17 protein-coding genes are annotated in these 15,349 nt (G+C 63.6%); 8 read left to right on the top strand and 9 right to left on the bottom strand.

The features are described from left to right. Window positions 1–6: 6 nt before the first annotated feature. The 4 genes from phnC to WDU96_RS04480 are packed head-to-tail and all read left to right on the top strand — an operon-like array spanning window position 7 to window position 3,344. A complete protein-coding gene (gene phnC, locus WDU96_RS04495; RefSeq protein WP_337337288.1) occupies window positions 7–831 on the top strand; it encodes a phosphonate ABC transporter ATP-binding protein in 825 nt (274 codons plus the stop codon). Then, window positions 828–1,637 (top strand): phosphonate ABC transporter, permease protein PhnE, encoded by an 810-nt coding sequence (phnE, locus tag WDU96_RS04490; RefSeq protein WP_337337287.1) that lies wholly within the window; start codon window positions 828–830, stop codon window positions 1,635–1,637. The genes phnC and phnE (WDU96_RS04490) overlap by 4 nt, the downstream gene beginning before the upstream one ends. Next, window positions 1,634–2,503, top strand: a complete 870-nt coding sequence (gene phnE / locus WDU96_RS04485; protein ID WP_337337286.1) for a phosphonate ABC transporter, permease protein PhnE — start codon at window positions 1,634–1,636, stop codon at window positions 2,501–2,503. The genes phnE (WDU96_RS04490) and phnE (WDU96_RS04485) overlap by 4 nt, the downstream gene beginning before the upstream one ends. After that, entirely contained in the window at window positions 2,484–3,344 is an 861-nt protein-coding gene (locus WDU96_RS04480) for a MurR/RpiR family transcriptional regulator (RefSeq protein WP_337337285.1), read from the top strand. The genes phnE (WDU96_RS04485) and WDU96_RS04480 overlap by 20 nt, the downstream gene beginning before the upstream one ends. A 2-nt stretch (window positions 3,345–3,346) precedes the next feature. Here WDU96_RS04480 and WDU96_RS04475 read toward each other — a convergent pair whose 3' ends face one another. Continuing rightward, window positions 3,347–4,192, bottom strand: coding sequence for a formate/nitrite transporter family protein (locus WDU96_RS04475; RefSeq protein ID WP_337337284.1), 846 nt, complete (start codon window positions 4,190–4,192; stop codon window positions 3,347–3,349). Between the two features lie 123 nt (window positions 4,193–4,315). After that, entirely contained in the window at window positions 4,316–4,570 is a 255-nt protein-coding gene (locus WDU96_RS04470; protein WP_337337647.1) for a helix-turn-helix domain-containing protein, read from the bottom strand. A 70-nt stretch (window positions 4,571–4,640) separates the two neighbouring features. Here WDU96_RS04470 and map point away from each other — a divergent pair, with 70 nt between their 5' ends. Beyond that, window positions 4,641–5,417, top strand: a complete 777-nt coding sequence (map, locus tag WDU96_RS04465) for a type I methionyl aminopeptidase (RefSeq protein WP_337337283.1) — start codon at window positions 4,641–4,643, stop codon at window positions 5,415–5,417. A gap of 299 nt (window positions 5,418–5,716) precedes the next feature. On the opposite strand, the gene WDU96_RS04460 is transcribed toward map, so the two are convergent. Then, window positions 5,717–7,558: a DUF2207 domain-containing protein gene (locus tag WDU96_RS04460; RefSeq protein WP_337337282.1), complete on the bottom strand. Its 1,842-nt coding sequence runs from the start codon at window positions 7,556–7,558 to the stop codon at window positions 5,717–5,719. Between the two features lie 43 nt (window positions 7,559–7,601). Between WDU96_RS04460 and WDU96_RS04455 the strand changes: the two genes are divergently transcribed. Beyond that, window positions 7,602–8,039 (top strand): MarR family winged helix-turn-helix transcriptional regulator, encoded by a 438-nt coding sequence (locus tag WDU96_RS04455; protein ID WP_337337281.1) that lies wholly within the window; start codon window positions 7,602–7,604, stop codon window positions 8,037–8,039. 8 nt (window positions 8,040–8,047) lie between these two features. On the opposite strand, the gene WDU96_RS04450 is transcribed toward WDU96_RS04455, so the two are convergent. From WDU96_RS04450 to WDU96_RS04435, 4 genes are read right to left on the bottom strand one after another with little or no spacing between them, the layout of a single operon-like run. Beyond that, on the bottom strand, window positions 8,048–8,782 hold the full coding sequence (locus WDU96_RS04450; RefSeq protein WP_337337280.1) for an ABC transporter permease: 735 nt from the start codon (window positions 8,780–8,782) through the stop codon (window positions 8,048–8,050). Further along, a complete protein-coding gene (locus WDU96_RS04445; protein WP_337337279.1) occupies window positions 8,779–9,678 on the bottom strand; it encodes an ABC transporter ATP-binding protein in 900 nt (299 codons plus the stop codon). The genes WDU96_RS04450 and WDU96_RS04445 overlap by 4 nt, the downstream gene beginning before the upstream one ends. 32 nt (window positions 9,679–9,710) lie before the next feature. Next, window positions 9,711–10,004: a DUF4287 domain-containing protein gene (locus WDU96_RS04440; RefSeq protein WP_337337278.1), complete on the bottom strand. Its 294-nt coding sequence runs from the start codon at window positions 10,002–10,004 to the stop codon at window positions 9,711–9,713. A 42-nt stretch (window positions 10,005–10,046) separates the two neighbouring features. Then, window positions 10,047–10,655, bottom strand: coding sequence for a TetR/AcrR family transcriptional regulator (locus WDU96_RS04435; protein ID WP_337337277.1), 609 nt, complete (start codon window positions 10,653–10,655; stop codon window positions 10,047–10,049). 206 nt (window positions 10,656–10,861) lie between these two features. On the opposite strand from WDU96_RS04435, the gene WDU96_RS04430 reads away from it, so the two are divergent. Continuing rightward, the gene (locus WDU96_RS04430; RefSeq protein WP_337337276.1) at window positions 10,862–11,833 is read left to right on the top strand and encodes a hypothetical protein; all 972 of its coding nucleotides are present in this window, start codon (window positions 10,862–10,864) and stop codon (window positions 11,831–11,833) included. 125 nt (window positions 11,834–11,958) lie between these two features. Here WDU96_RS04430 and WDU96_RS04425 read toward each other — a convergent pair whose 3' ends face one another. Beyond that, window positions 11,959–13,461 carry an L-serine ammonia-lyase, iron-sulfur-dependent, subunit alpha gene (locus tag WDU96_RS04425; RefSeq protein ID WP_337337275.1) on the bottom strand — a complete coding sequence of 501 codons (1,503 nt, stop codon included), beginning with the start codon at window positions 13,459–13,461 and terminating at the stop codon, window positions 11,959–11,961. Window positions 13,462–13,497: 36 nt separating this feature from the next. Continuing rightward, entirely contained in the window at window positions 13,498–14,733 is a 1,236-nt protein-coding gene (locus tag WDU96_RS04420; RefSeq protein ID WP_337337274.1) for a trans-sulfuration enzyme family protein, read from the bottom strand. Between the two features lie 109 nt (window positions 14,734–14,842). Between WDU96_RS04420 and WDU96_RS04415 the strand changes: the two genes are divergently transcribed. Then, window positions 14,843–15,319 carry an Lrp/AsnC family transcriptional regulator gene (locus WDU96_RS04415; protein WP_337337273.1) on the top strand — a complete coding sequence of 159 codons (477 nt, stop codon included), beginning with the start codon at window positions 14,843–14,845 and terminating at the stop codon, window positions 15,317–15,319. Window positions 15,320–15,349 lie beyond the last annotated feature (30 nt).

Below are 15,349 nucleotides of genomic sequence, written 5' to 3'. Positions count from 1 at the left end.
CGATGCATGCACATTGACCCGCATCGCGCGGAGGCCGGGGTTAGCCCCTCGGCCTCCGCGTCGTGGTCCATCAGTCTCGACGATGTGTCGGTGACCTATCCCAACGGCACCCGCGCTCTGCGCGGAGTGTCACTCGACATCGCCGCGGGCGAGATGGTCTCGATCGTCGGGCTTTCGGGCTCGGGAAAGTCGACGCTCATCCGCACGATCAACGGGCTGGTGGGCGCCACCAGCGGCACGGTCACCGTAGGACCGCACACGGTGACGGGCATGCGAGGTCGCGAGCTTCGCCGGTTGCGTGGACACATCGGCATGATCTTTCAAGGCTTCAACCTCGCCGATCGCACGAGTGTGTATCGCAACGTGCTCGTCGGCCGCTTCGCGCACACGCCGAGCTACCGCACGATGCTCGGCATCACGACACCCCATGACCGCGAACTCGCACTCGGCGCGCTCGACTCAGTCGGCATGCTCGAAAAAGTATGGATTCGAGCTGGCCAGCTCTCGGGCGGCCAGAAGCAGCGCGTCGCGATTGCGCGCGCCCTAACCCAAGAGCCGAGTGTCATGCTGGCCGACGAGCCGGTGGCCAGCCTTGACCCCCCGACTGCGCACACCGTGATGAATGACTTGCGTCGCGTCAACACCGACGCCGGCCTTACCGTGCTGGTCAACATTCACCTGATGGATCTGGCGCGCACTTACACGACCCGCATGATCGGCCTGCGCGACGGCGAGCTGGTGTATGACGGCTCTGCGGCAGACGCCACCGAGAGCGATTTCGAGCAGATCTACGGCCGGCCAATCCAGCCAGATGATCGGCTGGGCTCGTGAGTGCACCCGCTCGCGAATTCACGCTTCCGCCCAAGCCGACGGCGCGGCTGCGCGTCGCCCTGATCGTTGCCGCCTTCGTCGCCTTCACTATCGCTACTTGTACCCCTGCCATCGGCGGCATCAACCTCGACTTCGGCGCGCTAATTCGCAACTGGGACAACGGCTCGGGTCTGATGGCACAGCTGTTCCAGCCTGACTTCTCGTTCATTCCCCGCACCATCGGGCCCATGATCGAGACGCTGCAGATGGCACTGGTCGGCGCCGTCGCGGCCGCGATCGTCTCGGTGCCTCTCACACTGTGGGCGGCAGCTCCGACCAACCCGAACTCCTTTACCCGCAATACCGTCCGCATGGTCATCAATGTCGTGCGCGCAGTCCCCGACCTCGTCTACGCCACGATCCTGGTCGCGATGGTCGGCGTCGGTGCCCTGCCTGGCCTCATGACGTTGTTCTTGTTCGACATCGGCATCATCGTGAAGCTGGTCTCTGAAGCGATCGACTCGGCCGACCACCACTACATGGAAGCGGGTCACACCGCTGGCGGCACACAAGCGCAGATCAACCGCGTGACGGCCCTGCCGCAGTCGTGGCCGCTCTTTGCCAACCAGTGGCTCTACACGCTCGAGCTCAATGTGCGCATCTCAGCCATACTTGGAATCGTGGGGGCTGGCGGCATCGGTCGACTCCTCGACGAACGACGCGCGTTCTATGCATACGACGACGTCTCGATCATCATTCTCGAAATTCTCGTTGTGGTGATCCTGATCGAAATCGCGTCCAACGCACTCCGGAGGCGTCTCGTATGAGTCTTCAGCGAACCGACTTCGCCGTGCCACCGCGTCCGTCACGTTTGGTGCCCACGCTATGGGCACTTGTTGCCGGCGTGATCATCATCGTCGCTGCTGCAGGATTGCCGATTGACTGGAGCGACCTGGGCGCCGTACCTGGACAGGTGTGGCACTATTCGGTCTTGATGTTCGAGAACCCGAACTGGGAGAAGCTGCCGCGCGCGCTGTTCGAGATGTGGCGGTCAATCTCGATGGCGTGGGTGGGCGCAATCATGTGTGTGGTCGTCTCCATTCCGCTCGGCATGCTGGCTGCCCACTCGGTCGGACCCGCGTGGGTGCGCCTGCCGCTTCGCTGGCTGTTTGCGGTGATCCGCGCCGTCCCTGAGGTGATCATCGCCCTGATCCTTCTGACCATCACCGGGCTCACCCCGTTCACCGGCGCGCTGGCCCTCGGCATCGCGGGTATCGGAACTCAGGGCAAGTGGGTCTATGAAACGGTCGAGTCTGTGCAAGAAGGGGCGTCCGACGCCGTCCGCGCCGCGGGCGGCGGGACCGCCGAGGTGACCCGCTGGGCGTTGTGGCCTGCTGCTGCGCCTACGCTGATGTCGTTCGCGCTGTACCGATTCGAGATCAATATTCGCACCTCGGCGGTGCTCGGTCTTGTCGGCGCCGGCGGCATCGGCACGATGCTCGCGAACTACACCAACTTTCGCGAGTGGGATACGGTCGGGATGCTGCTGATCGTGGTCATCGTCGTAACGATGCTTATGGATACCATTTCTGGCGCGATTCGCCGACGAATCATGAACGGCGCACGCATGTCGACGAAAGCCCCCGCTAAACCGAAGAGAACCAGGAGCCGCGATGTGGACAGGGTCGGCTGAGGCACCCCCTACCGTGCGGATCGCGATGCTCGCACCTTCGTTGCAGCCCAGCGAGAGGCGCGTGGCCGAGGCCATCGCTGGCGACGCCGAGAGAGCCATCGAACGCACTGCCCAAGAGATCGCCGACCTTGTCGGGGTGGGGCGGGCGACGGTTATTCGCACCGCGCAATCGCTCGGTTACGACGGCTACCCGCAGCTGCGCGTGGCCCTCACACGCGAAGTGGCGCTTGGCGCGCCAACTGCGACGGATGCTTCGGATGGAACCATGCTTGGCGCGGTCAGGGCGTCGATCGAGCGCGTAGCGGGCCGGCTCAGCCAAACGACCTCCGCCCTCACCGAGGAGGCATTGGAAGAATTCGTGCGGGTGTTGGACGAGTCGCACCGGGTTCTCGTAGCGGCGAATGGCCTGTCTGCTCCGCTCGGCCTCGACCTTGCCATGCGGCTGGTGTCTAGTGGGCGATCCGCCGAATACATGTCTGACACCATGGGCCAGCAGATCACGGCGGCTCAGCTCGGCAAGGGGTCAGCATGTCTGGTTGTTTCCGGCTCGGGTGCCAACCGCGCGACGCTTGAAGTGATCGATGCCGCGCGCGCGAGCGGTGCCACCGTGCTGGTGATCACGTCGTTCCCCCGGTCTGCCGCCGCCGAGCGCGCTGATGTGACACTCGTCGTCGCGCCTATCGATGACTCGTTTCGCGAAGAACTCGTACACACCTCACGTGCGGCCCTCATGCTCATGACCGAGTCGGTGGTGTCGCTGCTCGCCGCGCGTCGCGGAGACGCAGCGCTCAAGGCACGTGCGGCGACACTGTCTGTGCTCAGTCGGTCGCTCTCGGAGTAGGCCTAATCTTCGGCTTTCGCGTGCTTGTTGTTGCGTCTGCGAATTTCGAACAGCTCGCCGCCGCGCACAATGCGCAATGCGGTGACCAGCGCCACACCGCCCAGCAAGTTGAGCCCGAGCACGGGGAAGAACCAGCCCATCCAGTCGAGATAGCTGACGTCGGCGCCACTGATGATCGCCCCGAATGCAAACAGCGAGTCGAGAATTGAATGGAAGAGCTGGAACCCTGCCAACACGAACCCTCCGACGACCGCTGCGGCGATCTTCGGCATCTCAGAGTGCGCGCCCTCCTGCATCCGAGTCATCAACGTGATCACTGCGCCCCCCAAGATCGAGAGCGCTACGAACTGCCAGTCAAAAGGCGCGTCGATGAAGTGGTGCGCTGTCTCGGTGAGAAGTTCGTGCCATTCAGGGAACGCGGTCACGATGATGAGCATCATCAGCCAGCCACCGAATAGGTTCGCAATCAGCGTTCCCGACCAGAGCTTGACCAGCTGCAAGACCGTTCCTTCTCGAGCAACGAGCGCCGCAATCGGCATGAGAAAGTTCTCGGTGAACAGCTCGCTGTGGGCCAAGAGCAGCGCAATCAGCCCAACGCTGAACGCCACACCGGCGAGCAGCTGATCGCCGGTGGCATAGAGCACGCCCAGATAGGCGAGTACACCGACACCCACCTCGACGCCGCCGAGAAAACCGGTCACAAGCGTCGCGCGAAAGGTGCGGTGCAGTCGCTCAGCGCCCTCGCCTACGACATCTTCGAATTCCAGCTCGAGCTCTTCTTCAACAGGCCCGTCGTTGTCACCATCGGCCCGCCGTTCATCAGCTCGGTCCTTGCGATCGCTAGCCATGCTTCGATCTTCGCACCCGCGCTGTCTGATCTCACTCGAGTTGACAGAACGCGAAGTAGCCGACGTGGGGTTCGAGTGTCAGTTTTTTTGACTGACCGATAGCGGCTCTTCCATGGCAGAACGCTATGCGACGGCTGATGCTTCGACCTCGGCCCACAGCTGGTCGAGCGAGAGGCCGACCGCGCCAGCGATCGCGGCGACCGTCTGGAACGACGGCGTTGCAATGCGTCCCGACTCGATCTTTCGGAGCGTTTCCGGTGATATCCCTGCCGCGAGCGCGACCTCGGGCATCGTTCGCCTGCCGCGCTTTTGGCGCAGTACCGCGCCGAGCCTGCGGCCGCGGTCAAGGTCCGCAGCGCTGAGGGGAAGCCGCACCATCACGTCGCCAATACTATTACCAGCATCCGTGGAACCGGTATAGTTATCCCGATATCCAAGGGAGAGCACGATGATCGAGATCCTGACTTCTGCCCAGGTCGACCAAGCCCGTGTGAGTGGAGCGCTCGTCGCCGATGTCTTGCACGCGATGAAAGCGCGCGCGACCGTCGGCACGAACCTGCTTGAGATCGACGCCTGGGCGAAGGAGATGATCCTGGACGCTGGCGCCGTGTCGTGCTACGTCGACTATGCCCCCTCCTTCGGGAACGGACCCTTCGGTCACTACATCTGCACCGCCGTCAACGACGCGGTACTACACGGAATGCCGCACGACTACGCCCTTGCCGACGGCGATCTGCTCACCCTTGATCTCGCTGTGCTGACGGGAGGCATCGCCGCCGACGCCGCGATCAGCTTCACCGTCGGTGAGAAGCAGCGCCCGGAAGACCTCGCGATGATCGACACAACCGAGCGTGCGCTTGCTGCCGGTATCGCTGCCGCCCGCCCCGGCGCGAAGATTGGTGACCTCTCTCGAGCCATCGGCACGGTGCTCAAGGCCGATGGATACCTCGTCAACACCGAGTACGGCGGGCACGGGATCGGAACCACGATGCACGGCGACCCGCACGTGCCCAACACCGGTCGCCCCGGCCGCGGCTACCAGCTGCGCCCCGGACTCCTCCTCGCCCTGGAACCGTGGATCATGGCCGACACCGACAAGCTCGTCGTCGATGACGACGGCTGGACCCTCCGCAGCGCCACCGGCAGCCGCACCGCGCACACCGAGCACACCATCGCGATCACCGAGACCGGTGCCGAGATCCTCACTCTCCCGTCGTCCCGCTGACGCCGCCAGCCATACAGATAGCGCGAGACGCGACGCAGGAAAAAATAATCACAAACAGATAACGCAAAAGGCTTGCCGCCGTTATCTTTCCGTTATAGAGTTCAGGAACGGTAGTTGTTTTGCTGTGGCAGCTACCGACATGTGATTGCAGGACACTCTTGGTGCAAGGGACAAGGCCCGGTCAGAAGCCTCTCTGACCGGGCCTTACTTTTGCGCAAAAGTCAGGCCCGGTCAGAAGCCTCTCTGACCGGGCCTTACTTTTGCGCAAAAGTCGATGGATGCTGCGCGGGCGAAGCCACTCACACTCCCCCGCCACCACCGCCGCCACCACCACCACCGGCCGAACCGCCGCCGCTCGAGCCGCCCGATGTCGACGACGACGACGCGGTGCTGGCCGAAAGCGTAGAGATGCCGCTCGAGAATGACGCTGCATTGAAGCCTGCAGCACCCACGTACCAACCCGGCGAGTTGCCCGCACCATACAGAACCGCAAGCTCTCGTGCCCACTCCTCCTCTTGGCCGAAGACGACTGCGAACGGCAACAGCGTCTCGTAAAGCCGCAACATCTGTCGTGAGTCCGCGGTGTCGATGGGCGCCCGTTCCGCACCGGCGGGTGACTGCAGCATCCGGATGCGATCAGCCTCAGCCCACTCGATGAACACTTTGAGTCCCTTGAGATGGTCTCGGATCTCTGCACCCTTGGCGGTCAAGGGTTTGTGAGCCACCAGCCCGATCGCCACGAAGAACGCGGGAATCGCCGCGATCAACAACGCAATCGGCACGAGTGCAGAGACAAAGTTGGCGATCGCGAGAAAACCGAAGATCACCACGGCCGCAGCAGAGACGAACGCCAGGAGGCTCGGCACAGCGCGCACCCCGGATGGCACTTCACGCCGCAGGCCTCGGTTCGTGAGCTCTTGTTGCGCCGCCTTCAAAATCCCCTGCGCCGCGGAGGAGAAGCGAGTATCGCTGCGCCCGAACTCGAACTCCTCTCCCGGCTGACCGCTCGGAAAGAGACCTTTCAAGAGCATGCGCCCATCGCCATCTGCCCTAGACGGGTCGACCAGTTGGGCGATGAGCTTCGTGCCGCCGAAGAGCTTTCGCTCGCCCTCAATAATGCGAATGCTTCCCACGACGGCTTGTTCCAGAACCTCAGCAGGAATCGCCTTTGTTGTGAGGCCCAGCAGCACCGCGCTCTCGAGCGCGTCGATCACCGGTGGCGGAGAGAATTCGGTGATGATCGTGGGTCGCCCCGGCGCGTCTCGCAGGAATCGTGCCCGATTCACGCCGGCCAACACCACCGATCCGATCAGTGCAAGCGCCGCGAGCAGCTGCGCCCAGCCCCATCCCGAGGCAAACACCGACGAATCGAACGTGGCGAATGTGCCGGCCTCGAAGCCTATTGCGACAGTCATCGTCTGGTATGCCAGCACATTCGACGCACCGGCGGCGATCACGTCACCTTCGTCGGCGATCGCACACGCGGTGGTGTCGTCGGCGTATCCGACATAGCAGGCCTGTTGGCCGGTTCGCGCAGCATCCAACTCATCCGACATCGTCACCCGAGCCGTAACTTGGCCGAATGACTGGCGCCACTCGGTGCCGTTGACATTCCAATAGAACTCGTCGGAGCCGGTGTTCTCGAAGTAACGGGCGACATTGATCAGCGTGTAGGTGAACACATACGTCTGCGGCCCTTGCAGATAGTCGTCTGAGCGCGAAGTCATCGAGTAGTAGCCGTCGTCGTGGTCAATCTCACTCGGGCGCTCGTTGCCCTCACCATCAGTGATCGAAATGAGTTGGGGGTCAGTAGGCGCGTCTAGATAGGAATCAGGGATGCTGCGCCGCATGCCGCGGTTCTGGTCATAGTCGGGAAACAACGCCACGAACGTCTCGGTCACGAGAGCAGTGCTCGTGCCGTCGTCTGCACGGCCTAGCTCGTACTCGACGTCCAAGCTCTGAAATGTGAAGTCGTCCACGTCAGCGAGCACCACATCAGAGGCGCTCTGGGAATCCGCGATCGCAGGTGCCGCCGCGCCACCGACAAGCAACACCGATACCATCGTGGCAAGCGCTGCGAGGCGAGCCCATCGGCGGCGAACGCGGTCTGCGCGGCGTTGTTTCCTCTGGTTCTCGATCACCCGCCCAGCCTACGACCAGGCCACAGGTCGATAATCTGATGCCATGACCGATCGTCGCCTTGCTATCGATGCGTGGGAGAGTCTCTTTCGCGCGCAGCACGCAATATTCGCCGAGATCAGTGATGACTTCGACGACACCCTCTCACAGGAAGAGTACGACGTGCTGTTGACGGTCACGCGAGGCGAAGACCTCACGGCCCGCCTGCGAGATGTCACCGGCAACATGCTGATCAGCCAGCCCAGCGTGTCTCGTCTCGTTGATCGGATGACCGCTCGAGGGCTACTGACCAAGTGCCCCGATCCGCACGATGGCCGCGGCTCGCTGGTTCGCGCGACTGACGAAGGTTCCGCGCTGTTTCGTCGGATTGCCTCTCGGCACGGAGCATCTATCGCGCGCAGAATGGCAGTGCTCAGCGACGAAGAACTTGAACAGCTCCGCGCGCTGACCGCGAAGCTGCGACACACCGCACCCGACGACTGACGCCGCTTCTAGGGCGTTCTGCGACGCAGAGTCAGCGGCGCGAGAACCAGTGCGCCAACGGTGAAGGCTGCAACCACGAGCATCGGTGCGAATACGTCCCATCCCTCATCGCCGGCAGTCACCGCGTTGATGGTGTCGATCGCATAGCTGAGCGGCAGAAAGTTCGAGATCACATAGAGCGCGTCGGGCATATCTTCGCGTGGCATGAACAAGCCACCCAGAATGATCTGCGGGAAGACCAGCAATGGCATGAACTGCACTGCTTGAAACTCTGTTCGCGCGAAGGCGCTCGCAAGCAGTCCGAGAGCGGCACCGAGAACGGCGTCGATCACCGCGACCAGGCCGAGTTGCCACAGTGGACCATCGACAGTCAGCCCGCACACGAACACGGCGAACGAAACCGTCACGACGGCTTGAATGGCGGCCATCAGCCCGAATGCGAGGGCATAGCCAAGAATGAAGTCCGTCTTGCTGATCGGTGTCGTCATCAACCGCTCGAGCGTGCCTGAGCGGCGTTCACGAAGCGTGGTGATCGAGGTGATGAGAAACATCACAATGAACGGAAAGAGACCCAGAATGGCCCCACCGAAGGTGTCGAACACGCCCTCTTGATCGACGAAGAGCCAGGCGAACAGTCCCACGAGCAGGCTCGGCGCAATCAGCATCAGCGCGATCGAGCGTGGATCATGTCGCAGTTGGCGCATCACCCGTCCAGCGGTGGCGAGCGTGCGGCCGCCGTTCATTGCTCGCTCCCCGACTGCTCGCGCGCTTCTCGGCGAGTGAGTGGTGGGGCCTCGGATTCCCCTTCGGAATGCGGCGCCGCAGGCTCGGCTTCTTTCGGTGCGGATGCTGCCGCGGGGTTCTCGCTCGAACGGGATGCGGCAGCATCCCTTTCGATCAAAGCCAAAAAGGCGGCGTCGGCATCAGTTGTGCCGGTGTCGCTCAAGAGCTGCTGCGCCGTGGTATCGGCAATGACCCGACCTGCTCGCATCAGAAGCAGGCTGTCGCACCGGGTGGCTTCATCCATCACGTGGCTGGAGACAATCAAGGTAGTGCCTGCGTCGGCGAGCCCGCGGAAGATCTGCCAGAGTTCGGCCCTCAGCACCGGGTCGAGACCCACCGTTGGCTCGTCAAGCACAATCAGCTCGGGCTCACCGAGCATGGCGACCGCAAGTGAGACGCGGCTCTCTTGCCCTCCGCTCAGCGAGTCGATCGTCTGGCTGCGCTGCGTGCCGAGACCGACCTGCTCGATCACGCGGTCAACGTCGCTCGCCGGTGCTGCGATGAGGCGGGCGAAGTACTTGAGGTTCTGTTCGATCGTCAGGTCGGAGTACACCGAGGCCGCTTGAGTGTCGTAGGCAACGCGGTGGCGCAGGTTCTTCGCACCGGCGGGGCTCCCGAGCACGGTGATACTGCCGCCAGCTACCTTCTGCACCCCGACGATCGCACGCATCAGCGTGGTCTTGCCGCACCCTGACGGGCCCAGCAGCCCCGTGATATGCCCCCGCGCGATGTCGAGGTCAAGCCGGTCGAACACTTTCGTGGATCCGCGAGACACTTCAAGGCCTCTCACCTGCACGGCTGGCGCATCTGCTGCACCAGGCGACTGCGATGAAGCATCCGCCAATTTATTCATCATGCGATGAATTATTCCGCTTGAAGGATAGAGCGTCAAGCGCTTGCGGGGTTCGTAGCCTTTCCGTCTAGCCAAAGCTCATCCGACACATCGGAATGTGCACCTGCCGTGCCGACATGTTTCGCCGCGATCTTGGGGCCCTTGGTGATCACATGGACCAAGGCCATCGCATGCCCTCGGCCGAGCCCATAGTCGTCGGCAAGCCACGCGACTATCTCGCCAGCCTTGGCGCCAGGCCCGAACCCTTTCGCAGTGGCGAGGTCGACAAATTCACGCGGAGTGATTCCGGTCTTGTCTTCGATGTTGTCGAGGTATGCCTGGAAAGACATCTGCGTCCTTTCACTGCGAGTTCGGGTCGATGCGAGTTCGGGTCAACCGTGGAGATAGCGCTGAACAGTTGGGGCAACGCGTTCCACAAGTTCGTCGATAGAGGCATGCGACAGCGCTGGCAACTTGATCACGTAGCGCGCAACGATCAATCCCGCGATCTGCGAGGCGACCAAACTGGCTCGCAGCTGCGCGTCGTCGCTATCGAGCGTGCCTGATACTCGGCCGATCACCTCGCGAGAGAGAAAGCCTGCGAGCAGCGGTGTGGTGAGCCGGTTGCCGAGCGCTGTACGCATCAGGGCCACGCCTCGCCGTTGCACCTCGGGCTTGTCCCACGACTCAAGCAGATATCGGATGATCCGCTCGCCCACCTCGGATTGAGGCCCGGCCAGAATCTCAGGCAACGCCACATCGGGGCGCATCGGCGCACCCACCGCTTCACCGAACAGGTCAGCCTTCGTGCCGAAGTAGTGATGCACGAGGGCAGCGTCCACGTCTGCGCGCGCCGCAATGGCACGCATCGTGGCTCCGTCATAGCCCGCTTCGCCAAACTCGTCGATCGCGGCATACAGAATGCGCTCGCGGGTGTTCGACTCGCCTGCGGGTGGGCGGCCGCGGCGCCGTTTTGGCGTGGGAACGACATATTCCTTCACGGGGCCAGCCTACGCAGGCACGCCCGGTTGCGGCATCCCTCGTCCACAGGTAGTGCTGTGAGCCCTCACCGCAGCGGCGCAGCTTCTCGCTCGGGCGCCGCTGGTGCGGCCAGCATTCGTCCTCCACAGGGAGCCGCAATGAGGCGACGCGCACGCAGTAGTTCCTGCGTAGCCACCGAGGTGCGGCCGACCATGAGACTGCTGAAATGTCTCGACCTGCGCGGGCGCTGCCTGACGAACTCGGTGACGCGTTCGCGGTGCACGCGGCGCTCGAACGCGGCGTGAGCGCTGCCCGACTTCGCTCCGTGGGCCTTGAGCGGCCATTCCACGGCGTGCGAATGTTGCCGGAGACGCCGCATGTGCTTGCTGCGTTCAACCACGATTCAACGCAGCGGGCTGCGATCGAGCGAAAGGCGAAGGCGTTTGAGCAGGTGATGAGCGCCGGTTGGTTCTTCGCCGGTTCGACGGCGGCGGTGTTGTTCGGCGCGCCCGTTGTTCACTGCGACGAGCTTGTCGTCGCCGCAATCCACCCCGCCGATGCCCCGAGGCGGCGGGGCGTGCGGGCAATCAAGGTCTCGAAACATCTCGTTGCGGTGAGCAAGTGCGCGGGCATGCGAGTCTCGTCGCCGGCCTCGACGTGGGCAATGCTCGGAGCTGAACTCACCGTTCGCCAGCTCGTCGCGGTGGGAGACATGTTGGTGCGCGTACCCCGGACCCGGCAAGGGTTTCTCATGCTGAATCATGAACTCGCCACTGTTGATCAGCTGCAGGCTGCGCTTGATGCCGGGCGACGAATCGGCGCCTCAAGACTGCGCCAAGCCCTCGAACAAATTCGAGTGGGCTGCGCGTCACCACTCGAGACGGACTATCGGCTGGATGCCGCGGCCGCCGGGCTTCCCGAACCTGAACTGGATGTCGAGATCTTCGACCGCCGGGGACGCCGCATCGGGATCACTGAGTTTGTGTACCGAGAGTTTGGCACGCTCGTCGAGGTCGAGGGCGACCATCACCGCACCGACCGAAAACAATGGAACCGCGACATCGAGAAGTACTCCGCATACGTTGCGGAGGGCTGGGAAGTTGTCCGCCTGACGTCTGCCCACATTCGCGGACCGCACCCGCGCGCAACGGCGATCGTCCGCGACGCACTCACGCGCCACGGTTGGGTCGCGACCTAGTTCGCCGCGGTGCGCCCCTCGTGTGTGGCGGTGCACCACCCTTGTGTGTGGCAAAGTGCGGAAACCACGGCGCGATTCCCGCACAATCGCCCACACGAGCAGTGATGCACGCGCCTACGCGCGCGTCAGCACTCGATGACGTTGACGGCGAGCCCGCCTTCACTGGTCTCTTTGTACTTGGTCGACATGTCGAGTCCGGTTTGGCGCATCGTCTCCACGACCATATCGAGCGAAACATGGTGCGAGCCGTCGCCGCGCAGCGCCAGTCGCGCCGCTGTGACCGCCGTCGATGCCGCGATCGCGTTGCGCTCGATGCACGGAATCTGCACGAGCCCACCGACCGGGTCGCAGGTCAACCCCAGGTGGTGCTCCATGGCGATTTCGGCCGCGTTCTCGATCTGACGGTTGGTGCCTCCCATGACCGCGGTCAGCCCTCCTGCCGCCATCGCGCATGCAGAACCCACTTCAGCCTGGCATCCGCCCTCGGCTCCAGAAATCGATGCATTCGCTTTGAACAGCGAGCCCAGCGCCGTTGCAGTGAGCAGAAAACGACGGATGCCGCGGCGACGGTTCGCCTCAGCGACCGCGGCATCGTCAGCCACCGCCTGAGCGAGCTCCGCCGCTCCGGCGACCTCGCCCGAGAACCCGAGCAGCGCGCTGCCTACGAGCTCCCCGTAGGGGGTGACCGCATTGCCCGCGCCGAGGCCAGACTCAGCCAAGAACCGCCACCAGTACATCGCAACAGCCGGAACGATGCCCGCCGCACCATTGGTGGGCGCTGTCACCACGCGTCCTCCGGCGGCATTCTCTTCGTTGACGGCGAGCGCGAACGCTCCCATCCATTCCCCCGGAATCTCTTGGTGGCCCTCGGCCTCGGCAGCATCCAGCTGACGCCTGATCATCGAGGCGCGCCGCTTGACTTGCAGCCCACCGGGCAACATGCCGCCAGCGCGCAGACCCGCTTCGACACTGCCTGCCATGGCGTCCCAGATGGCGTCGAGGCCCGCGGCGATCTCTGCGTCAGTGCGCAACGCTTCTTCATTCATGCGCGCGGCTTCGGCGATCGTGATCCCCCGATCGTCGCATGTGGCAAGCAATTCATCTGCTGAAGAGAATGTCAGCGGAAAAGCGTGCGACTGCACCCGCGTCGGCTCACCCTCGCGGCGGATGAAGCCGCCGCCGACTGAGTAGTAGGTGTCACTGAGCAAAGTGCTGTCATTGTCGCCCAGGGCCGTCATCGTCATCGCGTTCGGATGAGCGGGCAAGCGGGTGCGCGGCAGCATCTCGATGTCGCTCCGCGAAAACGGCACGGGGCGCGAGCCGTCGATGAGCAGCGTCGCGCCATCAGTCCATCCCGACCACGCCTGACGCACGTCGGCTGGGTCGACCGTCTCGGGCTCGAGCCCCTTCAGCCCGGCGACAACGGCGTCGGGTGTGCCGTGGCCGATTCCCGTTGCGCCTAGCGAACCATACAGAGTGCACGTCACGCGCGAGACCTCATCGAGCAGCCCGGCAGCGCGCAGACGCGCCGCAAAGTCGCGGGCAGCCCGCATGGGACCGACGGTGTGGGAGCTCGAGGGTCCGATCCCAATGGAGAACAACTCGAACGCCGAAACGTATGCGCTCACGTCTTCAGGTTACGCTTCCCTGCGAATCAGCCGCGCTCAGCGCGCGTGAACCAGCCGGGCATCTTCAGGTGTCTGAGCCTCGGCGGGCGAGATGGCGTGGGCCGCATCGAGTGCCGCCATCAAGTCATCGGTGAGATCGTCAACATGCTCGAGTCCGATCGAGAGGCGAACAATACCGGCACCCGGTTTGGCCGGGGCGGCTACCGGACGGTGGGTCAAAGAGGCCGGATGCTGCACCAGCGAGTCCACACCGCCGAGCGATACCGCATGCTCAATCAGCGCGCATGATTCTGTGAAGCACGCGGCGGCATCGTATCCGCCCGCAAGTTCGATCGCCACGATCGACCCGGCGCCGTCAAGCTGAGTGCCCAGCAGCCCCTTGGGATCTTGTCCGGGCAGTCCCGGGTAGAAAACCCGGCGAACGGCGGGATGCGCACTCACTCGCTCTGCCAGCGTCGCCGCGGTGTCTTGCTGCGCACGAACACGCAACGGCAGCGTGCGCAGACCGCGGTGCAATAGGTATGCCCCCATCGGGTGAAGCAGTCCACCGGTCAAAGCGCGCACTTGCCGCAAGCGCTCCACCCACGACCGATCGCCCGCGACCACACCACCCATGGCATCGCCATGACCACCGAGGTACTTGGTCGCACTGTGCAGAACCAAAGTGGCGCCATGACGCTTTGGCTTCTGCAGCACCGGGGTCGCAAACGTGTTGTCGACAAGCACCGGCACATCGCCGGCGGCCAGCGCCACCTGCGCGAGGTCGACAAGCTCAAGGGTCGGGTTCGCGGGGGTCTCGACGATCACCAGCCCGGTCTCGGGGCGAATGGATGCTGCAATCTCGTCGACGCTCGCCCAGGTGACCGTTGTGCCCAGCAGGCCGCTGGCCAACACGTGATCGGTGCCGCCATACAGCGGCCGAACCGCAACGATGTGTGGTTTTCCTGCAGTGACCGATGCGATCAGACATGCCGAGAGAGCGGCCATGCCGCTGGCGAACGCCACCGCGCCGTCTGTCTCTTCAAGCTCGGCGAGCGCGTCTTCAAATCGAGCGACACCGGGCTGCCAGAGCCGCTGGTACACCGCGCTTCGCCCAGCGCCGAGATCTTGGCCGGTAGCAAGCTCTTCGTACGCGAGGCCACCGGAATCAACATCGGGCAACGGGTATGTGGTGGAGAAGTCGATCGGAGGAACGTGCGCTCCGCTTTCTCTGAGTCCTTCCATTCCCGCGTGCACGGCTCTGGTGTCGAATCGCTGCTGTCTGTTGCCCATCGAGCCAGAACAACAGATTATGGAAGAAGTGGCAATCACGTCTGCAGCATCCGCACTGATTGCCCGAAACTTCAAATATTCTGCGTGGCGGCGCTTCTGGAGGAGCAACATGGCGAAGGTCCTTGATCTCGATAAAACCGACCGAGCACTCCTGCGCGCACTCACGGCCAATGCGCGAGCGTCTGGCTCATCCCTCGCCACGACACTGGGCATCGCAGAGTCAACGGTGTCGCTCAGACTGCGCCGTCTGCAGAGCAACGGCGTGATTCGGCGCTTTCGTGCCGAGATCGATCCGACTGCAATCGGCGCGACAGTGCAGGCTCTCGTCGCCGTTCGGTTGGTCAAGCACGCGCGCGAGGAGATCGAGGCTTTTCGACGTGCTGCCCCAAGCCTGCCGGGAGTGCTAAGCCTGTTCCATATGGCTGGTGCTGACGACTACCTGCTCCACGTCGCCGCTCGCGATTCGGGCGAGTTGCGAGAGTTCGTGTTGGCTCATCTGACCGGCCACCCCGCGGTGTCGCACACCGAAACCAACCTGATCTTCGAGCACGCTGAGGGCGACGGTTGGGAACTGCTGCTCAGCTGACATTGCCGCCGCGCTGTCGCTGCTGCGGCC

Origin of the sequence: Microbacterium marmarense (assembly GCF_037204165.1) — a bacterium.
Classification (GTDB): Bacteria; Actinomycetota; Actinomycetes; order Actinomycetales; family Microbacteriaceae; genus Microbacterium; species Microbacterium marmarense.
The sequence above is the reverse complement of the archived record's forward strand: the minus strand, read 5'-3'. Positions and strand labels throughout refer to the sequence as shown.